Raw genomic sequence first — 21511 nt, 5'->3', positions numbered from 1 at the left:
CTGTGGACAAATCACGGTACATAGGAGCTTCTTATATGATTATAAATCAAACGTTATCATTGTTTATAGTTGCTCTAATAATTTGAATAATTTTTTTACTTACAGGATTGTTATGTTTTTCGGGCCTGTAGACTAAACAAATCTCATCTTTAAATACAGGCGCATTGTTTAATCTTTTAAGATGTTTGTATTGATGTGTGACCCTCGAAGGGAGAATACCATATCCAAGGCCCAAGGCTGTTAGTTTGGCTATAACCTCAAGACTTGTTGAGTTAATCACGCCATTAAAAGAGGTCTTTTTATCAATTTGTTTCAGTATATATTGGGATTGGGCAAGCTTTTTATCATAAATAAGTTTATTTTGGGCATCCTTGGCATAAAAGACTGAGACTTCATCAGTAGATAGCTTGATGATAACGAGATCAGGATGTTGTATGGGGTTCACAACAATACCAAAATCGGCTTCCCAGCTGATTACTTTTTCAGTCATCTCTCTTGAATGGCCATGAATAAAATTAAAGTCAAGTTTTGGAAATTCAACTTGAAGTTTTGGCATAAAATATTTAAGCGCGTACAGAGCGACCGAGGGGTGGAGAGCAAGGGTATAGTTCCCTTGAACAAAGCCTGACTCAGGATTCGCTATATTTTGGACCTGTTCCCATTCATAGATTAGTCGATGGGAACGTTGCTTAAACTCTTCTCCAAGCTTCGTGAGTTGGATCCCATTTTTAAGCCTGATAAATAGCAATCCGCCCAGTTTATTCTCTAATCTCTTGATGGAGTAACTAAGCGCAGGTTGAGATATCCCAATAATTTCGGAAGCTCTTGTAATATTGAGCGTATCACTCGCAGCAATAAAGTATTTTATATCATCCAACAGTAAAGACATAAATCATCAACTGAATATTAGGTATAAATAAAATTTATCACAATCATTGAAATAAATCATTTTAATTATCTTTTGAAGGCCTGTACTCTTTATTTTCAGGAGGGCAGGAAAATGAAAAATACAGCGTTCACTTTAATTACAGAGAATCATTACACTAAAGATTACGCACTTAAAAAATCCTTAAATAGCGACTCTTCTATGGAAGTTGCCAAAAGAATATTAGCTGAAGTAATGATTTTTCGTCGTGTCCCGGAAGCCGTTAGCTTATGTGGTAGGGGGTGTTCAAAGTGCGCTTCGCCACATTTGCCAAACATCATTTCAGCAGTTAAAAAAAGTGAACCGGTCACTTTTATATTACCGGCCTTCCCAGGAAAGTCCCCCAATCCTGAAAAAGTTCTGGGCCCTCTGCCTGATCATGCGGAACGACTTTCTCTTATTTTTTTGGGAACACTGTGTCAAAAAATAAAAGAATTTTATACCCCAGGAATTAAAATTATTCTGTGTTCCGATGGAAGGGTTTTTAGTGATGTGATTGGAATGCAAGAAAGTAATGTGACTGCTTATCATGTTGAGCTGGATCGACTAATAAAGGAAATGTCCCTCTCAGACATATCAATTTTCAATCTTGATTACTTTTATAAGGGACTGCACTATACGCAAATGCGTGACGAACTCATGAAAAGCTATGGACAGTCCTTAGAGTTTCTTAAGCTCAAGGTCCGCAACGGTGCAAAACCCTCAGCAAGTTCTGAGGAACAAGAAGCAAATCGTATGTACAGTGGGATCACCCGCTTTTTGTTTGAAGACGCCATGCACGCGGGCCAAACAAAAAGTCGTTCTGCGATTCAAAAAGAATCTCGTGCTAAAGCATATGAGGTCATCAGAAGAAGTAATGCCTGGAGTACACTAATTTTCGAACACTTTCCTGGGGCAGTTCGCTTGTCCATTCATCCACAAACGTGTGGATCAAAAAAATTAGGAGTTCGTTTAATAGGAAATGAAAGCTGGATGACCCCTTGGCATGGCGTTGCTGTTGAAAGCAAGAAGGGATATGTCTTGCTGAAGCGCTCAGAAGCCGAGGCTTTAGGTGCAAAATTAATTTATTCTGCTGATGGGCGGCATAGTCATTATCAATTAATGGCGGAGGTGTGATATGAATTATAAAGTGACTTACCTAAAGCCATTTGGTGTGCTCTTGGAGCCTAAGCGCAAAAAGATGAAGGTGAACGATCTGGATATAGAGCGTTTGCGTCTTTTATTTAGGGAGAATCAACTCGTTGTATTAAGAGGGTTTGCTACATTTCAAAATGCCGAGGATTTTTCTAACTATTGCGAACTCTGGGGAGAGGTTAGTCTTTGGCCATTTGGAAAAGTACTCGAGTTAATTGAGCAAGAAGCTCCGGAAGATCACATTTTTGATCACAGTTACATGCCACTCCATTGGGATGGTATGTATCGACCTCAAGTTCCTGAATATCAGATTTTTCATTGCGTGAAAGCGCCTTTGCCTGGACATGGTGGAAGGACAACTTTTTCAAATACCATTTTAGCTTTAAAGTGTGCGTCTTCTGAGGTGAAAGATCTTTGGAGTAAGGTGACTGGTACCTATAAAAGAACAATGGAATTTTATAAGAGTAAGACGGTATCTCCCATTATTACTAAGCATCCTCAAAATGATGGTTTCGTAATTCGCTACAATGAACCTCCCTCTGCAGATAAAGGGCATTTTGTAAACCCACCCGATCTTGAATTTACTGGTATTAACCATGAAGAGTTAGATGTCTTCCATCGAAGCATAGAAGAAGCGCTTTATTCACCGGATAATTTCTATGCCCATGAGTGGCAAACTGGAGATATTGTCATTGCAGATAATTTTTCACTATTACATGGTCGAGAAGGATTTGTCTCTAAGTCTCCTCGTCATATTCAACGAGTCCATGTTTTGAGTAATCCTCCTTTTGATAATCCTGGCCTGGAGTCGTACGAATGAGTGTGCACGTTGCAGACGTTGTAATTATTGGCGCTGGTCCGGTAGGCCTCATGTGTGCCTATCTGGGCCAACTATGTGGTATCCGGACTGTTATTGTTGATAAGTCTGATGGCCCTTTAGAGGTTGGCAGAGCAGATGCGTTTAACGCGCGCACGTTACAGCTTCTTGAGTTAGTCAATTTATTCGATGAACTCTATCCTTTAGGAAAAACCTGCAACACCAGTTCTGTTTGGGCAGACGGAAAATTCATTTCCCGACAATCATCCTGGTGGGAGGAACTGGAAGGTTGTTTGCATAAACATTTTCTTATGCTGGATCAGTCCTATATAGAAAAGCTGTTAGATGAGAAATTGAAAGAGACTGCAGCAGCAGTAAAACGTTCAACATCTATTGTAGGGATTGAGCTTAATATGACGGGATGTCTCACGACCCTTTCAAATGGAGAGCGTATTCAGTCAAGTTATGTCATTGGTGCAGATGGTGCACGTTCCTTTGTCCGCAATCACTTTGCAATACCTTTTGAGATCATACGCCCGCAAATAGTATGGGCTGTAATCGATGGCATTATCGCCACAGATTTCCCCAAAGTTCCTGAAATCATTGTCTTTCAGGCAGAAACATCCGATGTGGCCTGGATTCCCAGGGAAGGTGAAATCGACAGGTTTTACGTAAGAATGGATACTAAAGACTTTACCTTGAACGACGCAATTGACAAAATCAATCATGCCATGCAGCCTCATATCTTATCTTTTAAGAAGATTGTTTGGTTTTCACAATTTTCGGTTAAGGAATCTGTCGCCGAGAATTTCTTCGTGCAGAATCGTATTTTTCTTGCAGGCGATGCATGCCATATTCATTCAGTAAACGGTGGACAAGGCCTCAACACCGGTCTTGCTGATGCATTTAATCTCATGTGGAAGTTAAACATGGTACTGCATTTCGGAGCCCCCAAAGAATTGTTACAAAGTTATGAAGACGAGCGAAAACCAGTAGCTCACGATGTGATTGGGACTTCAGGTGAGCTTGTCCGTTCGACTAAGTATTCACTTAATGGGACTCACGCCCAAGACTACGTAAAGATTGTACAAAAGCGTGCTGGGAATATTACTGGGATGGGAGTTCGGTATGGAGATGGAGGACTTCGGGGCTCTCGGCTCTTTGATTTTGAGATTTTCAACGGTCTGGTCAAAACACGACTTTACTCCCTTCTGGACTATAGGAAATTCACCTTACTCCTCTTCGGACATTGTGAATTGGATCTAAGGGTTCCTGCGTGGGTCAACGTCATGCAGATTTCTCCAAACCAAGACCAGGAAAATTTTTGGGCCAGTAACACCCCATATAAAAACCAAGCAATTTTAGTAAGACCTGATTCCTACATTCAATCAGCTGCGCCACTAGATAAAATTGAATCCTTATTTGGGGACGGTCCGGGACGGACCGGGTCCGTCCCGGACCGTCCCCATATGAATAGGCCCGTGGTTATTGTCGATCCGGTATCATCAGGAATAGAGCTGGCTCCTGCGTTTAAAGCGCGAGGAATACCGGCTATTGCAGTCACGCATAGGACTATAGATTGGAGTGGATTTGGAACGAAAATCCATACCTCTGACTTTCTGGAAATTATTCCCGTTCAACCAAATCTTGTAGAGGTGCTTAGAAAGTACGACCCGGTTGCCATTATTCCTGGTGCTGAGGAAGGGGTTCCTCTTGCGGACGATTTGGCTATTGCTTTAACTCCTCAGTTTGCCAATGATCCTAAAAAATCATTGAATAGAATACACAAGGCTCTGATGCAAAAAGCGTTGCAAGAAGCAGGAGTCCCGGCCCTTAAGACACTCAATACTGCATCTGAAAGTGAAGTTGAAACCTGGATTAAAACCAACGGATTGAGTGATTCGCCACTAATCATTAAACCCCCAATATCTGCTGGTAGCGATAAGGTCTTCCACATTCCAGCAAGAGGTGATTGGAAAAAGGCGTTCAACCAAGTTTTATCTGAACCATCGAAGCTTACTGGCAAAATGAACGAAACCGTTGTTGTGCAGGAATTGGCTATTGGGACGGAGTTTGCTGTAGGTACTGTGAGTGCCAATGGAAAACATTATTTAACGCATTTAATTAAATACAATAAAACATCCTTTAATGATCGCCAAACGGTTTACGACTACGTTGAATTTGTGCCTTACAGTGAAGAAATGTACGGTGAATTATTTGCTTATACTCAAAAAGCATTAGATGCTTTGGGCATTCGCTGGGGAGCTGCCCACAATGAAATCATGCTCACTAAAGATGGGCCTCGCCTCATAGAAACAGGTGCCAGAATGTGTGGCGGCCCGGTTGTTGGCTTTGCTCGAGAAGCTACTGGTAGCAGTCAAGCAGATAAATTAGTTGAGATTTATACTGAAGGGGATGTCGCAACAAAAAACTATGTATTTAAAAAAACGGTGATCCCCGTTTTTTTGAAATCACCTGCAGCAGGAAAAATAGCGAATGTTGAAGTTTTCGCTGACATTTCTAAATTGCCGACTTTTCTTAATGAATATATTTGGTTTAAAAATGGCGATTTGGTGCCACAAACAGTAGATTATCTAACGAGTATTGGAATTGTTGGCTTGGCTGGAAACCGCAAGTCAATTTTATTAGATTATGAAAAAATTCGAAATATGGAGTTGGAATTAGTTATTGAAAAATCTTAGAGTTTTTATCAGTTAAACAACAATGTATCAATGAAGATTAGATTCTGTTAATAAAGTGTTACAATTAGCCAGAAAACATCAAAATGAATTAAAATAAAGAGAGCAGGACTAAATTGATGGATAACGCAACTTTAAAGCAAACACTCGCTACTATCCATAGTTTCGAAGATTATGAACAACTCAAGCAACATATTGCAGAAGATTTGGCTAGAGCGATTATTCATAGACACCTACTAACAGAAGCATCATTAACGCTATTTTCTGAAGGGACAAATATCGTCTTTTCGTATGGAGATAGCAAAGTGATTAAAATTTTCCCGCCGTTTCATCTAAGTCAATTTGAAAGTGAGCGATTAGTATTAAAGCATGTGGATGGCAAGCTTTCGATAAAAACCCCCTCTCTTGAGTATGAGGGGGAACTATTTGGCTGGCCTTATCTTATCATCAGCAAACTTGAAGGAACACTTCTAGAGACTCTTTGGGAAACAATGAGCCACAATAATAAATTGATCATTCTTCGTGAATTAGGTGCGCTCATTCGAGAAGTTCATACTTTACCCACGGACGGGCTTGAGGCTATTGATTGTTATTGGACGCAATTTCTTGAAAAACAAATGACGCGTTGCGTGGAGCAACATCGAACTAAAGGACTTTCGCCGACTTTACTGCAACAGTTGCCTGCTTATCTTGATTCAATCAAAGAGTCATTACCAAAGATCAAAAAACCAGTCATCTTAACTGGGGAATATACTCCGATGAATTTTTTAGTGAAGCAAGCGGATGGTATTTGGCATATCAGTGGATTGATTGATTTTGGTGATGCAATGCTTGGCTTACCAGAGTATGATTTACTTGGTCCAGGTGCTTTCCTCATACAAGGTGACAAGCAATTGTTACGTACGTTTTTAATGGCTTATGGTTATTTGCCTCATGAACTGACAAACGTGTTGAGTCATCAATTGACTGCATTAATGCTGCTCCATCAATACAGCAATTTAAACATTCAGGTACGAATTCCAAATTGGAAGGATGAAGTAAGAAGTTTAAAGGATTTAGAACGTTTAGTGTGGGGTTTTTAAAAGCCCACACAAAATTTTTTGGCTTTTCGAAACATTGAAATAGGAACAACATCTTATAGATTTTGATGGATTTCAGGGTTAACATCTGTAAAAGGAAAAGCATTTACCTCCAGATTAAGCTGACCATGTGCTTGAATCATAATTTTATCGAACTCACCTAAAGATTGTCTTCGCTCTTTCTTGTAGTTTTCATGCAGGTCCATTTGTCCTTGGGCCAGTATTTTTGAAATTCTCGCTAAATCATTCCCATGACCAGTTTCATTGAGCTCGCTTAATTCCGAAGAAATGTGATGTGCCAAAATGGATTTTTTTGATGAAAAAAATGGAGGGAGATTAATTATATGAGATAAGAGCCCATGAACAGCATTCCAAAATATATTGCGCAAATAGTAGGCTTCGAATTTCTTCGCAATATTACTCGCTAGACTTATTTCAGAAAAGCCTGGGGCATTTAACTTATTGAGCGATTTTAACAATGTGGGAAGGGTGTATTTGTCAGTAATAAAAAAGCTTTTTGCAAATAAATTATACGTAAATTCCTTATGATTCTGATTTTGCAGATTCAATGAAAGGCTATTAACTTTAGATTTAGCTGCTTTCATTTTTTCAATATAATTTAAGCCACGATCATTTTTGATTGCATTCAGTTCCTCTTTGAGACGTGCAATATATTCTCGTTGTTCAAGATGAAGTGTACGATTATTTTCCAAGTGAGCCGCAAGCAAATCACTGACCCGATCAATATATTCAAACGAGTGACAAACTTTTCTTAACTGGCAGTATAAATAAGATTTTTGTTCATCGTGATTCTTTAAAAATAGAATAACTTCCCTAATTTTCTCCTTTAAAATTGGCGTTGCACTTTCGTCATCCTTGTTTGCTGTTTTATTCAACCATTGATGTAGATAGTCTAAAGCAAATTTGATGACTTCTGAGTTCGTTTCTTTGAGATGCTTCTCATAATTAGTTACCGAGATTATTGCTTGCTCAAGAAAAGAACGCTCATCATCGACTAAAGTAGCTCCCAATGGACGACGAAAATAGAGTGTTACTTTTCGTGGTGAAGGTAAAGGACCAATAGCGCTAATCTTATTAATCTTACAAAATTTTTTGTAAAACTCTCCATGGTCCTGATTCATTCGTTTTAATTCTGAACGAAGTTCCGTTTCATCAACAACAGGCTTTCCCTCATAAAACCACTGATATAGATTAGGGTACAGTCCCTGAAACAATTCTCCATGTTCCTGATTTACAAATAAACGATGATCCTGGCTATAAAGCATATGGTTTTTTAGAACTTTGCGAGTGTTGAGGGCAGTACCTTTCGAGTAAAGCCACCAGCAATCCCGCATCTCATTGTAATATTTAAAACGTTCCTCCGCTGTTAAAACCTTGGCTTCCCTCTCTTTGAAGTCTGTCCAGTTATCATTCATGACAACTTTATAGGGTGGAACGGGGGCGGTCATAGCCAAACTACCTGTTTCCTGGGAAAAGCGATATAAGTCATCATGTAATAATTTCGGCACATGATTCGTTCTCTCCTCAGGAGTCAAGAGCACTGCTTTACCATGCCAACCTGGATACACCTTTATAGCGACCTTTGTCGTATGAGGGCTAGCGAAAACATACCTGTTTCTATCTTGAGGATCAAAACCAGGTTTGTATTCATGCAACATTACTGCTGCGTCGAGCCTTTGTACATTTTTAGGAATAATGTAAGAATTTGGATCATCAGCTCGCCCGGCACCTGGTACATGGTCAACCAAAAATAAATTCACTTTGACATCAGGGTATAAATTATCCAGTAAATTAGCCAGCCTCACACAGGTATCAGCGCCTCGGCTATAACCGTGCAAATTGACAGTTTTAGGCATATCTCCACCATTTTCGGCGATAAGTTGTTGGAGATACAAAATTGCTTCAAACAATAAATCATCCATCCCATCGCCCATCAAGCGACCGGTGACCAACTTCATAAGGTCTTTTATACCCGAAAGTATTTCATTCGTGGTTTTAACTTTTATTTTTTTAACGGCATCATAAACGTATCGCCCAGGAGTTGGATGATCTTTACACGTTGGATTTGGCTCTGAACCGACGCCATCGAACAGATGTGTTGCAACCTTGGATCCAGTTTCTTTAGCACTCGAAGCTGCCGCCTGATGAAATGCAGTCAATACATCTTCATACTTACTGCGATGACAGTCGGTGCCTAAAAAGAAAAAACTTACAGTGTCTTTCATAGGTATTGAATAATTAAATTACGATACATTTAATAAAATAATAGCATTTGTTCATTAATAGTGTTATTTGTTCATAATTAAAGCCAATTGTTCTTGTGGCATAGAGAAATAATGAAAAATCAATAAATCAACTACTATGATTAAGCAAGTGATGGATTGACACTTGCTTAATCATGACAGCACCTACGCTTGCTTATTTTGAGGTTGGACTTACACGAATCGTTAGTCCCTCAAATAAATTTTGCGGAGCGGCTTGGGGGTCTTGAGCGGCTACGACTGGCTCCCACAGCAAGCTTTGAGCGTGGGTAGCTGGCTTCCGGTTAAGAACATTTTCAATGATTACGGATGGGACTCCAGTAAACATGGGCTCAATACCTTCTCTTGCGCATTCTTCCTCATAATTTTGGATTGATTGCCGCAGTAGAACAACTTGATCGCCTACTTGATCATAAATATCTTCTGAGCTAGCTTGTAGAAGGTCATTACCGCTTTTTTCAAACTTTCTTAATTGGTAAGTAACATTTGCCATAAATTCTACATCTAATCTATGCGGTCCATGTTCACGCCCAACAGGAATACTTTCCCCAAACTTCAGCGAAATGGGAGTAGCCTCTTGTTGTCGATTATTAAGGTATCGTGTAAGCAATCCGCCTACTTCTCGAGAGGATCTTGTTATCCACTCCTCTGAAACATTCATAAAACATCCACGCAGAATCATTTTTCCTGCGTTGTTGGGTCCAATTATATTCCCGGGTTGGATTCTAGGCATAACGACATCCTTATGTTATGTACATAATTAAAGTATAGGATAGTTAGGAATAAATGCTTAATTAATTTCCAGAGTGGTCTGAAAATGATGGCCTTTTCCTCGGTTATATATCACGAATACATCTAAGGAGGGCTATACTTGTTTATGAAATATATGAAATACAGAAATATCAAAAATTATGAGAACATTTCATTTAATAGCAGACAAATCGCCAACTCATGCTAATTTAACTCGTTTTTTGATGGCTGCAGGATGGAAGCCGAGCAAGTTTTCGGTGCTGGCGTCAGTGAATGAAGAATGGCTTCAGTTTTCTCCGCTGATTAGCCAAACCTTGGAGTATAAACATCTTCTGGCGGCTTTTTTACAAGCAAATCACCTCGAATATTTGATGCCGGAGACCTATTATATCGACGATCAGGTTTGGCCTACTGTTTTGTCGCATATAGGCAACTCACAGCCTGCCAACACGCCTTGGATATTAAAACCATCCATGTTAAATAATGGCCAACATATTCATCTATTCCATGATTTAAACGCTATTGAGGCACACTTTCTTTCCCCTCAGCGCATGGGAGGTCCCCAAGTTTTGCAACGTTATATTGTTAAGCCACAACTTATTCAAGGGCCCACTTTGGGCCATAAATTTTCTATTCGAGTATTGTTGGTGTTATCGACACACGCAGGCTCAGCACTTTTTCCAAGTGGTTATTTGAATATTGCCTTAAAACCTTATCAAGAAGATAATTTCAATCTTCTTGAAACTCATCTTACGAATGAACATCTTAGTGACGAACGGCTTAATGTAGTTCAACGCTTAAGTGATGAAATAGCGATTTTCCAGCCGTATAAGATGAGTATTATTTCTATCTGCAGGCGTGTAGTAAAGACATTGGAAAATCAATTTGCCACGATTTGGCAAGACAGTCAGCCTCGAATTGCATGCTTTGGTTTTGATTTTATGGTTGAAGAAGAAGGTAATAAGCTTTGGTTACTTGAAGCGAATCATGGACCTTGTTTTCCTGTTGAGGATTCACATCCTTTATTTAATATTTTGTATCGTCCTTTTTGGCAACAATTAATCAAACGATTTATTGACAGAGAACCATCAGATTTTATTGAATTGGATTAAGTACATAGGACACGGCCTATAGCCTACTAGTGCGGAAATAAACAGGGAATAAGTGACAGTAAAATGCTCTGGATGGAATGCCAATCGAAACTTTGAGCTATTCTTGTAAGTATCATGCTGATGGTTGTTTAAAATAACCCTCAAATGTAAGATGAATCCAATTTCTAGGACTTAAATGATAACCTCCAAAAAAAGGAGGAGATATGGACTCTCTCTATAAACAACTGATTCGATCCTCAGTTTCAGGGACGCTTATTCTATTCGCGCTCCTTTTTATCCCCGTAGGCACCCTAAACTACTGGCAAGGTTGGGTTTATATGGTGGTGTTTATTATTGCCTCTGCTGCATACAGCGTGTACTTAGCAAAACATGATCCAGCGCTGCTTAAGCGTCGTACCGAAGTAGGCATATCATATGAAAAGGAACCAGCCCAGAAAATCATTATCTTTTTTCTCTATATAATGTGTATCTTGCTTGTTGTCTTGTCGCCACTCGATGTACGCTTTGGCTGGTCGTTAGTACCGTGGTATGCCTCGATCATCGGTGATGTGCTCGTTGCTATCTCATTCTACATTTTCTATCTTGTTTCGAAAGTGAATACTTATGCTGCGGCCAATATTCGCGTTGAAGAGGGACAGAAAGTGATTTCGACTGGCCTATATGGGGTTGTCCGTCATCCAATGTACCTTGGCGCCATACTTCTTTTCATCGGCACACCGCTTGCGCTCGGATCGTGGTGGACACTGCTTTTGATACCTGTCTTCCTATTACTTCTAGTTGCCCGTATCCTGAACGAGGAAAAATTACTTGTGCGAGATTTACCCGGATATACAGAGTATCAAAAAAAAGTCACAACTCGGCTTATACCATTCATTTGGTAGGGGACGGTCCGTCCCTATTTACTTATTTTGAAGAAGAGGCGATTAAAGTACATGCAGGATTTTTGGAGAACATCAACCTAAAATTAGAAGCTGGCTTATCCAGCACTGAGCTACAAGTTTGCTTGCAGCCATTTAGGGTGTTTTGTTGCCATCTTATCTAAAATTACCTTTGGACCAAGTAATCCTATGCTGATGGCAATCGTAATGACTAGAGCATTTAAACCATCGTAAATCGTCTGACTGAGTAACGTAAAAGTAATATGCTGGCTATTAGTTAACGCAACCATTCCACTGGTCATCCGAAATAAATAGACACCTGGAACCATAGAAACAACAGCAGCGAAGGCTAACGCTGCGAAAGGCATCCGTTGTTTATAAGCAACCAATGTCAGTACAATGCCTACTAACAAACAAGCTAAGAAGGAGGCTGTCGCGATACTTGCACCAAAGCTGACTAAAGCTTGCCATCGCAACATATGTGCAAGTACACCAATTATCATTGGCCAGACGATTAACTTCAAAGGAGTTGAGAAAAAGATACTATACGCTATGATTGCAATCCCAGCTGAGATCATATCTTGCCACAGGGGAACTATCCGGTAAGAAATTGGCTCAACAGGTAAGCTCACTCCTAGCAACGACATCCCAAGCAATACTCCTAGAGAAATACTCACACAGATTAAGCCGGCTAAAGTCAAACGCGCTAGTCCAAGGTGCAAACGACCATGAATAAAATCTAAAGCGCTATTGAGGAAGTGTGGGCCAGGGACTAATACCATACAAGGACATAAAGCGACGAGACGCAATGAAGAACTTAATTGATAATACTGCACCGCAATCGCACCGACGATCCCTGCGATTCCTGCAGCGACCAAAGGCTGAACAAACAAATTGGGCGTAATTGTTACCAAATAACGTCGAGCTACTCCACCTAAAGCGGCACTTAAAAAGATCAAGCAAGCGGCCGGCCATTCATTGAGGCCAAAAATCACACCTAATGCCACAGCACCCATGGCTGCTGCTAAAGTAAATAACCACGTTTTAGAGGGGGGCTGACTACTAATTCGTAAAAGCTTTTCATAAGCCTGTTCTAACGTGAGTGTTCCTTGATAAAAGGCATCTAAAGTTTGCCGTGTTGCAATGACTTTACCCATGTGAACACTACTTGGTTCTGTGACGGCGATGCATTCAAATTGCGCTCCACTGGGATCAGTAACATGTAACCATAATTCACCCCATCGGACTCCGAGCAAGATGTTCAGGCTCAATGCATGCGCTATTTTTTGCGCTTCACGAATTACTTGTGTTGTTGTTTGTCCATTAACAAACAATGCCTTAGCAAATGCCAAAATAACCTCAGCCTGTTTTGCAATAGTGAGTGATGGTACACCCTCTGATTGGTCATTTTTTTGAGACATAGGGTTCCACCATTTTCTTCGGATCAACGATACGATCAAATTCAGCTTCACTAATATACTTTAATTGCAAGGCTGCTTCTTTCAAAGAAAGATCATGATCCATTGCATGGTGTGCAATGGCTGAGGCTTTATCATAGCCAATCACAGGAGACAATGCGGTAACCAGCATCAGGGAACGATCTACAAACGTCTGAATTTGTTGCAAATTGGGCTCAGTTCCTTCGACTAAGAATTGGCGAAAATTCGTCATACCATCTGTGAGTAAGGTAACGGATTGCATCAGATTGTGAATGATGAGTGGCTTATAGACGTTCATTTCCAGATATCCTCCTGCCCCTCCAAAACCAACAGCCACATCATTTGCCATGACTTGCACGCAAATCATGGTCAGTGCTTCACATTGTGTGGGGTTGACTTTGCCTGGCATGATGGAGGATCCGGGCTCATTGGCAGGAATCTTAAGTTCAGCGAATCCTGCACGTGGACCACAAGAAAGGATGCGAATGTCATTGGCGATCTTATATAAAGAAACAGCAAGGGTACGTAAGGTACCTGATAATTGTACGAGCGCATCATGTGCACCTTGGACTGTAAATTTATTGGGAGCACTTATAAAAGGTAAGCCCGTGAGTTTCGCAATGGCCTCTGCCACTTTTTCTGCAAAATCCGGTGCAGAATTTAATCCTGTACCAACCGCTGTTCCACCCAAGGCCAAATGATAAACACTGGATAGTGCAGACTCGAGATGGCTCAGATTATCGGTAAGCATACCTACATACCCAGACCATTCCTGACCAAGCGTCAAAGGAGTTGCATCTTGCATGTGAGTGCGCCCAATTTTGACAATGTCTTTCCAGTCTTTAGCCTTAATCTGCATCGCTTTAGATAATGCCTGTAGGGCAGGAATCAGTCGTTGTTTCACTTGGGTGGCAGAAGCAATATACATTGCCGAGGGAAAAGAATCATTAGAAGATTGAGCCATATTCACATGATCATTCGGATGAACCGGTGTTTTACTACCTAGTGATGTCCCAGCAATCTGACTGCAACGATTGGCAATGACTTCATTGACATTCATATTAAATTGAGTGCCACTTCCCGTCATCCAAACATGTAATGGAAACATATCGTGATGTTGGCCTGACAAAATCTCATCGCAGACCTGCACAATTAATTGTTTTTGTTTTGCATCTAAACGAGCACTTGCATGATTGGCCATTGCTGCTGCTTTTTTCAAAATGGCGTATGCAGTAATCATTTCTCGAGGAATTAAATCATGACCAATACTAAAATGTTGCAGCGAACGCTGTGTTTGAGCTCCCCATAACTTGTCTGCCTCGACTGCAATTTCCCCCATACTGTCTTTTTCAATACGTGTTACAGGCATGTCGACTCTCCTTGTTAACTCATCGCCGTCATCTAAGTTTAGTGTTTCATTTTACTATCACAAATAAATTTTTCATCCCTTGTAGGCGAGGATCAATTGTTTTTTATTGTTCTGACATACAGCAGGATTGCCTGCTGCATGTTCTAACATTGAGTTTGATGTTGTATTTTCATTGGGCGATGTTTGGGTACCCGTAAATCAATGCAAGTGATTCAGGGAGTAATGAGGAAACTACAACACTATTAATAAACCCGCCATTATTAAAATCAAAAGGCAAGGTTTTGCTCTTATCAATTGAGTAAATCCAGGTAACTCCGCCATCTTGGCTAATGGCTAATAAGGGATATTGAGTAGAACCATTGGAATATGTCCCTCCAGCGATACAATTTAATCCAGAGCAGCTAGCACTGGAAAAAATACCAAAAGTAGCAAACCCTGAAGGCAAAGTCTTGCTCTTATCAATCACGTAAGTCCAGGTGGCCCCGCCATTTTGGCTGTAGGCTAATAAGGGGTAAAAGATAGAACCGTCGGAATATTGCCCCCCAGCGACACAATGTAATCCAGAGCAACTCACACTGTAAAAAACGCCAAAAGTAGCAAACCCTGAAGGTAAAGTTTTGCTCTTATCAATCGCATAAGTCCATGCAGCTCCGCCATTTTGGCTGTTGGCTAATAAGGGGTAAGAGGTAGAGCCATCAGAATATTGTCCCGCTGCGACACAGTTTAATCCTGAACAACTTGTACTGTAAAAAATACCGGAATTAGCATACCCCGAAGGTAAGGCCTTGCTCTTATCAATCACAAAAGTCCAAGTGACTCCACCATTCTGACTATTAGCTAATATGGGGTATTGGGTAAAGTTGTCGGCATAAAATCCTCCTGCAACACAGTTTAATCCAGAGCAACTTACACCGCTAAAATTACCAAAATTAGTAAACCCTGCAGGCAAAGTTTTGCTCTTATCAATCACGTAAGTCCAAGTGGCTCCGCCATTTTGGCTGTTGGCTAATAAGGGGTATTGGATAAAAGGAATAGATGCGTCGGAATATTGCCCCCCTGCGACACAATTTAATCCCGAGCAGCTCAGACTACTAAAATTGCCGGAATCAGCAAACCCCGAAGGCAGGGATGAGCTTTTATCAATTGCATAAGTCCAGCTAAGCCCCCCATTTTGGCTGTTGGCTAATAAGGGGTAAAAGATAGACCCGTCGAAATATCGCCCCCCTGCAATACAATTTAATCCCGAGCAGCTTACAGTTTCAAAATCACCATTATTGTTATACCCCGGAGGCAAGGTTTTGCTCTGGTCAATCGCATAAGTCCAAGTGGCCCCACCATTTTGGCTGTTGGCTAATAAGGGGTATTGGAAAGATGGTGTAGCGTTATATTGTCCTCCTGCGACACAGTTTAATCCCGAGCAGCTCACACTGTTAAAAGTACCTAAATCAGTAAACCCTGAAGGTAAAGGCTTGCTCTTCTCGATGGGGTAAATCCAGGTGGTTCCGCCATTTTGGCTGTCGGCTAATAAGGGGTAAAAGGTAGAACCATCGGAGTATTGCCCCCCAGCCAACTCAGGGGCTTGAGCGGTCGATTGTTTTACATTCAAATCGGTAGCAGCGGTAGTACAGCTATTTCCTTTACATAAAGCGAAAGAAGATTTCACGGGTTTTGAGATCTGGAGTAGCAAAATACAGCTGCCACCAGCGATCAAGGTAATTTGATTTTGGCAATAAGTTGGGTTTGTCGAATTTGTGACTTGGGTCACAGAGGCAGGCAGTCCTTGTATCATATAGCCTGCACGCGTCGATGAGGTCTTATTGGTAATGGTGTAATAGGCAAAAACCATCTCACCAGGGTTGATAGAACTTGGGAATACAGGCCCGATCGTGGGCGTGATGCTAAAATTTGCTGCAGCATAAGCAGGTGATACAGGAAGGGCACAGCATAGTGTTAAAGCAAGCGATAATTGCTTAAGATAGTATTTCTTGTTCATAAAAAACGTCCTCTGTTTCATGAGTCATTAGGTAAATTAGGCCACGTAAGTCAGCTCTACAATGAATTGATTGGCATAAATGTGCGATGTACTTAATGCAAAAGATACCGGGGCTTTGTATTGATTGACCACCACTTGTCCTTCATCAAGAGAGGCCTTACCGAAATCGGAGAAACGATACCCCAAACCAAAGCGCATCTGTTGGTTGATTGGTGTATCAACCCCAATACCAAGCGTATAAGAAAAGGATGATTGGGAGTGATCATCAAAAGTAGGTGTGACATTGATGCTGCCTGTTTCTTCGGTTGTGGCGCTAAATTCATTGGCGTTATTAAATGCAGCTCCTAAGCCAACAGAAAGGTAAGGGAAAAACTGATGAGGCGCTCCTAGAGTCAGCTCTGTGGTAGCAAATAGTTTTGCTACAGCAAGAACTTGTTGTGTTTGAACACGCCAAGAGTAGTCGTAAAACGTACTGGTATCTGGTTCGATACCCACTGCATTTAGCCCCTTAGTACGCACATTGCCGAAGTAGTCGTATTCAACACCCGCTTGCAGAAAAATTCCAGGGCGGGGAAGTTGATATTCAGTGCCAAGAAATGCCCCTACGAAACCAGTGGTCCGATTATGCTTTTTGCTGTAATAAACGAACAGATCATCATCGGTTCCGCTAAAGGATTGTGTCGAGTTATTCACATCAAGGCCAGCAACACCACCAAAGACAGTAATGACTGGATGAACGCCTTGGGATGATGGTATTGAGTCCATAGTGCCGGCGCTGGCGAGAGAAGACAGAGTGATTAAGCTAAAAAAAATGCTCCTTGCTAACATAATTTTTGTCCTTCTATGAAATAGTCCTGCTTATTGATTTTGAAATGAATTTATCCATCAAATGCAGAGTCTCTATAAATAGTAATTATTGAGTTTCAACAGTTGTTTCTTAGGGGGCTGATTAGAAGCATTAGAACAGGATAATACTTCATTTTCAATCTATTAGAGGTAATCCTCAACATGAAAATCAATTGTGGAGCTAACTATAATCATTGATTTTAAATGATTTATTGGTTGTGATAGGATGTTTTTCACTGTTGGAATGGATGCTCTTGAACAGAGAGATAGCGCAACATTTCAGCAAGGTTGTCATTGCAAACATTTTTTTACAGGAGTTTAAAGATCGTGAAACAATTCAACATTGCATTTGGAGTGATTGTAAGTAGTCTTCTTTCTGGAAGTTTGCTAGCTGCTGAGCCAGTAAAATTTGTGATCCCGGAAGTGAAACATGATGTTTCGGAAACATTAAAAAGTATGGCTTCGACAGTCCAACAAAAGGTTCAACCATCACGTCACGTTGTTCCTTTATATAAGAAGCCACTAAAGCTGCAACCGATACCAGGTAATTTCATAGATGAGGCGATTCAACCCAAGACTACATTGCCTTTAGTGGCAACCCCTGGTCTTAGTTTTTTAGGCCTTGGGGCTGGTTTCCCGAACTTTAACGTTTCAATTTCTCCTCCAGATCCTAATGCATCAGTTGGATTGATCCAAATTGTCCAGTGGGTTAATACCAGTTTCGCTGTTTTTGATAAAGCGACTGGAAATCTTATTATGGGGCCAACACCAGGGAACGCATTATGGGCGGGTTTTGGGGGGCCATGTCAAAATCAAAATAGCGGCGATCCTATTGTTAAATATGACCAACTCGCGAACCGTTGGGTGATGACCCAATTTGCTATTGATGACAAACAACATCAGACCCAATGCATTGCTGTTTCTACTACACCGGATGCTACTGGGCCATACAATCGCTATTCATTTGATTTTGGCACTAACTTTAATGATTATGGAAAGTTGGGCGTTTGGCCAGATGCTTATTATATGATGTTCGCCATGTTCCCCAAAGAGCCGCTTGATGATGAAGAATTTGCCCCCGCGATACCAACTCAGTCTGGTCCTGCTGCGTGCGCTTTCGATCGTACCAGCATGTTGGCTGGCGCTTCAGCAACAATGCAATGTTTCCAACCACAACCAGAGGCTGGTTTCTTCTTACCTTCGGATCTTGATGGTAAAACGCCTCCTCATGTAGGCGAGCCAAACTATTTTGTCGGGCTTCATCAAGATGCAAACGGGGTTACCGATCGTAACCACCTCGCGGTTTGGAAGTTCCATGTGGATTGGCAAAACCCCAATAACAGTCGATTTGATGGACCTACCGCACTGAGAGTGAGAGCGTTCAATCCAACGATATGCAATAAAACTCCTGATAATGCAGAAGGTGATTGCGCGGTGCAACAAGGAACGAATGCGAAGCTTGACGTGATCTCCGATAGGCCGATGTATCGACTGGCTTATCGTAATTTTGGAAGTCATCAATCCTTAGTTTTTAATCATGTCGTTCAAGCTGAAAATCAAATTGCGGGTACTCGTTGGTATGAACTCAGAGTAAATCATAGAGGTAACTTAATTGTTCATCAGCAAGGTACATACACGCAACACGACGGTAATGGCCGATGGATGGGTAGCATCGCGATGGATAAACAGGGAAATATGGCTTTAGGCTTTAGTGTTTCTGGCCCTGCACTGTTCCCATCGATTCATTATACTGGACGCAAACATTATGACCCGCGTGACATGATGCGTGGTGAAAATATCATTATGAACGGAGGGGGGCATCAATTGCCGTCTGAAGCAGGTAAGACCAACCGTTGGGGTGATTACAGCAGTATGGCCATTGACCCAAGTGATGATTGCACGTTTTGGTATACCAACGAGTTTCTTCAGGAGTCGGGGAGTGATAACTGGAGTACTCAGATTGCCTCATTCAAGTATCCAGAGTGCAAGTAAACTCTGAGCCTTAATAAGGAAACAGCATGAGAAAATAACTCATGCTGTTTCACATCCAAATGAATGTCTAATTTTGGTTAACCCATGCGACAAAACGTTTTGCCTGCTTAACCCATAACTCGGGGTACAGTAACGTAAAATGCCCATGTGACGACGGGGTCCCTTTTTGTAAAACCCATCGGCCCTGTTTTACTTGTTTCATTAAAGCAGGCATACGATAAAATTCAGGCGAATCTAAAGCATCATCGGTGAAATCGAGAGCAAATACTTTTGTTTTGATCGTCGATAACAACGGTTCTGGATTATAGTCTCTAGAGGCTGACATGATATAAATGATATCGTTTGCGTCTTTTTTTGAGCCCTCCATCATAGCAGTATGGATGTAATCAGTCGCATCGTTTGCATTAGAAATAATATGTTGCATATGGGGTACCCCATCGACCATCATCGCCGCTAATGGCCAAATAGCCTTAACTCCATAAGGAGGCGATGTATAATTTCCATCTTGCCAGGATGGGTCATTTTTTATACTGTTAATCACGATTTGTCGCCAGAGCAAATTTCGTCCATCAACGATTCGCGGGAGGCACACAATAGGCATAATCCCATCCATAAATTCAGGATATAACTCACTCCACATCCAGCTGTGCATGCCGCCCATAGAGGTGCCAACAATCATTTTTAAATGGGAAATTTTTAAATGCTTAGCGATTAACTGATGCTGCAATTCAACCATGTCCTGATAGTTATAATTTGGGAATTGCATACGTAGGCCGTCACTCGGCTTACTGGATTGCCCTTGGCCAATATTGTCTGGAAAAATTAAAAAGTAATTATTGGCATCAAAAGGTTTGCCTGGGGCTAATAATGCGTGTTTAAAACGCGCAAACAGTTCACTCCCACTACCACCGGTCCAATGCAAAAATAAAACCGCATTGGTTATTTCACCGTGACTGTTTTTTTGCGGTGTGCCCGCGGTAAGATAATGGATGCGGAGATTATTTAATGTTTGACCATTTTTAAACTGATACTTCGGTAGAATAAAATTACTTTCTTTATAGCTAATTATTTGTTGTGTTTTGGATGCAGAATGTTGCATTTCGTTTATCTGCCCATAAGTTGGTTGTAACTGAAAAAATAAGGTAAAACAAAGCAAAAGAATATTTATTTTCCCCATTTATTTAGACCTTTAATTTGATTCATTGATATTGTTGTATCAAATCACATAGCAATTGTCTTTAATTTTCGTTATGTCATCGGGTTATCTATAACTCTACCTATATTTAGTCTGTTTTCCACCGGTATTATTCTATAACTGATCAATAAGCATCCCAAGGGCTATAGGCTGCTTAAGTGCTATAATCAACATATATGATTTCGTATGGAATTCTGAGGTATCAGTTCCGTTGATTTGGGGAGTTCATGATGGCAAAGATAGTTTATCATTCGTTTGATTTTGATGGATGTTTTAGTAATGAAGCCACAGACCATGCTCTTGGGCCTGACTGGACTACCAAAAAATCAAATGAGGAGGTCAATAAGATTCATCTGGATGTAAATCGTGAATTTATAGAATCACTTGAACAGGGAGAGCAAACGGTTCTTTTGGTAGGCTCTAATCGCCAAGACCCTTACATCGATTTAAAGAATTCGAGAAAAAAGATACCTCCCCCTGGATCTGTTTTTCCCAGAATGGAAGCGCTTGCTGAAAAAATGGGTGAAACAACAACATTCAGTCCTTTTCTTCTTCCTGATTTAGAGGCTGCTGAAGTAGAGATAGGGAAAACGTATCAAGAATTTCTAAAGAAGGAATATTTAAACAAAAATGGAAGTTATAAGGATGGCGTAGAAGCAGAACAATTTACTAAAGATGGTTTTTCAGAGCCATTAGATGATGAAAGTAAAGTCTCCTTAATATTTGCCCAAATGCGACTTGCAGCAATGCAAAATCCTAAGGATGAGATTGAATTTAATTTTTACGACGACCGAAAAGATATTGTGGAAGGTCTCCAAAAATTTTTTCAGGAGAATCCCGAACTGATCCCTAAAAACGTCACCTTAAACCTAAAAGGGTATTCAGGGCCCAAATTAACTCAAGAACAGGTCCAAGCTAATTATATTACCCTGGCGTCTAAAAGTTGATTATTCCCATGCAGCATATTTAGTCTCATTTTTCTTAAAAAAATTCATAATTTT

Annotated in this window: 16 protein-coding genes and 1 pseudogene; 9 read left to right on the top strand and 8 right to left on the bottom strand. The window is 40.8% G+C overall.

Annotated features, from left to right (window positions below):
• Nucleotides 1-46: 46 nt before the first annotated feature.
• Nucleotides 47-889, bottom strand: a complete 843-nt coding sequence (locus Lstg_RS07615) for a LysR family transcriptional regulator (RefSeq protein WP_058477070.1) — start codon at nucleotides 887-889, stop codon at nucleotides 47-49.
• A gap of 111 nt (nucleotides 890-1000) precedes the next feature.
• Between Lstg_RS07615 and Lstg_RS07610 the strand changes: the two genes are divergently transcribed.
• The 5 genes and pseudogenes from Lstg_RS07610 (at nucleotide 1001) to Lstg_RS07590 (ending at nucleotide 6657) form a co-directional block, all read left to right on the top strand.
• Nucleotides 1001-2041 carry an L-tyrosine/L-tryptophan isonitrile synthase family protein gene (locus tag Lstg_RS07610; protein WP_058477069.1) on the top strand — a complete coding sequence of 347 codons (1041 nt, stop codon included), beginning with the start codon at nucleotides 1001-1003 and terminating at the stop codon, nucleotides 2039-2041.
• A 1-nt stretch (nucleotide 2042) separates the two neighbouring features.
• On the top strand, nucleotides 2043-2879 hold the full coding sequence (locus Lstg_RS07605; RefSeq protein WP_058477068.1) for a TauD/TfdA dioxygenase family protein: 837 nt from the start codon (nucleotides 2043-2045) through the stop codon (nucleotides 2877-2879).
• A pseudogene (locus Lstg_RS18140) lies at nucleotides 2876-4246 on the top strand (FAD-binding protein); the annotation flags it as partial. The gene Lstg_RS07605 and the pseudogene Lstg_RS18140, both read left to right, overlap by 4 nt.
• Before the next feature lie 99 nt (nucleotides 4247-4345).
• Nucleotides 4346-5578, top strand: coding sequence for an ATP-grasp domain-containing protein (locus tag Lstg_RS18135; protein WP_058477075.1), 1233 nt, complete (start codon nucleotides 4346-4348; stop codon nucleotides 5576-5578).
• A 116-nt stretch (nucleotides 5579-5694) separates the two neighbouring features.
• Nucleotides 5695-6657 (top strand): phosphotransferase family protein, encoded by a 963-nt coding sequence (locus Lstg_RS07590; RefSeq protein ID WP_058477067.1) that lies wholly within the window; start codon nucleotides 5695-5697, stop codon nucleotides 6655-6657.
• A 53-nt stretch (nucleotides 6658-6710) separates the two neighbouring features.
• On the opposite strand, the gene Lstg_RS07585 is transcribed toward Lstg_RS07590, so the two are convergent.
• Both Lstg_RS07585 and Lstg_RS07580 read right to left on the bottom strand, forming a co-directional pair.
• Nucleotides 6711-8900 (bottom strand): DUF5621 domain-containing protein, encoded by a 2190-nt coding sequence (locus Lstg_RS07585; protein ID WP_058477066.1) that lies wholly within the window; start codon nucleotides 8898-8900, stop codon nucleotides 6711-6713.
• 193 nt (nucleotides 8901-9093) lie between these two features.
• A complete protein-coding gene (locus Lstg_RS07580) occupies nucleotides 9094-9669 on the bottom strand; it encodes a hypothetical protein (protein ID WP_058477065.1) in 576 nt (191 codons plus the stop codon).
• Between the two features lie 178 nt (nucleotides 9670-9847).
• Here Lstg_RS07580 and Lstg_RS07575 point away from each other — a divergent pair, with 178 nt between their 5' ends.
• Nucleotides 9848-10798: an ATP-grasp domain-containing protein gene (locus tag Lstg_RS07575; RefSeq protein WP_058477064.1), complete on the top strand. Its 951-nt coding sequence runs from the start codon at nucleotides 9848-9850 to the stop codon at nucleotides 10796-10798.
• A gap of 203 nt (nucleotides 10799-11001) precedes the next feature.
• Nucleotides 11002-11679, top strand: coding sequence for a methyltransferase family protein (locus tag Lstg_RS07570; protein ID WP_058477063.1), 678 nt, complete (start codon nucleotides 11002-11004; stop codon nucleotides 11677-11679).
• 110 nt (nucleotides 11680-11789) lie between these two features.
• Here the strand turns inward: Lstg_RS07570 and Lstg_RS07565 are convergent, their stop codons facing one another.
• The 4 genes from Lstg_RS07565 to Lstg_RS07550 form a co-directional block, all read right to left on the bottom strand.
• Nucleotides 11790-13097 carry a threonine/serine exporter family protein gene (locus tag Lstg_RS07565; protein ID WP_058477062.1) on the bottom strand — a complete coding sequence of 436 codons (1308 nt, stop codon included), beginning with the start codon at nucleotides 13095-13097 and terminating at the stop codon, nucleotides 11790-11792.
• On the bottom strand, nucleotides 13081-14484 hold the full coding sequence (gene fumC, locus Lstg_RS07560) for a class II fumarate hydratase (RefSeq protein ID WP_058477061.1): 1404 nt from the start codon (nucleotides 14482-14484) through the stop codon (nucleotides 13081-13083). The genes Lstg_RS07565 and fumC overlap by 17 nt, the downstream gene beginning before the upstream one ends.
• Nucleotides 14485-14653: 169 nt before the next feature.
• Nucleotides 14654-16477: a hypothetical protein gene (locus tag Lstg_RS07555; protein WP_058477060.1), complete on the bottom strand. Its 1824-nt coding sequence runs from the start codon at nucleotides 16475-16477 to the stop codon at nucleotides 14654-14656.
• A gap of 36 nt (nucleotides 16478-16513) precedes the next feature.
• Nucleotides 16514-17305 (bottom strand): outer membrane protein, encoded by a 792-nt coding sequence (locus tag Lstg_RS07550; protein ID WP_082650808.1) that lies wholly within the window; start codon nucleotides 17303-17305, stop codon nucleotides 16514-16516.
• Between the two features lie 345 nt (nucleotides 17306-17650).
• On the opposite strand from Lstg_RS07550, the gene Lstg_RS07545 reads away from it, so the two are divergent.
• Nucleotides 17651-19315 (top strand): hypothetical protein, encoded by a 1665-nt coding sequence (locus Lstg_RS07545; protein WP_058477059.1) that lies wholly within the window; start codon nucleotides 17651-17653, stop codon nucleotides 19313-19315.
• A 67-nt stretch (nucleotides 19316-19382) separates the two neighbouring features.
• Here the strand turns inward: Lstg_RS07545 and Lstg_RS07540 are convergent, their stop codons facing one another.
• A complete protein-coding gene (locus tag Lstg_RS07540; RefSeq protein WP_058477058.1) occupies nucleotides 19383-20492 on the bottom strand; it encodes an alpha/beta fold hydrolase in 1110 nt (369 codons plus the stop codon).
• A 245-nt stretch (nucleotides 20493-20737) separates the two neighbouring features.
• Here Lstg_RS07540 and Lstg_RS07535 point away from each other — a divergent pair, with 245 nt between their 5' ends.
• On the top strand, nucleotides 20738-21457 hold the full coding sequence (locus Lstg_RS07535) for a hypothetical protein (protein WP_058477057.1): 720 nt from the start codon (nucleotides 20738-20740) through the stop codon (nucleotides 21455-21457).
• The last annotated feature ends 54 nt before the right edge of the window (nucleotides 21458-21511 follow it).

The organism is Legionella steigerwaltii (assembly GCF_001468065.1).
GTDB lineage: Bacteria > Pseudomonadota > Gammaproteobacteria > Legionellales > Legionellaceae > Legionella > Legionella steigerwaltii.
Note: the sequence above shows the minus strand (reverse complement) of the source record. Positions and strands in the feature narration are given on the sequence as shown.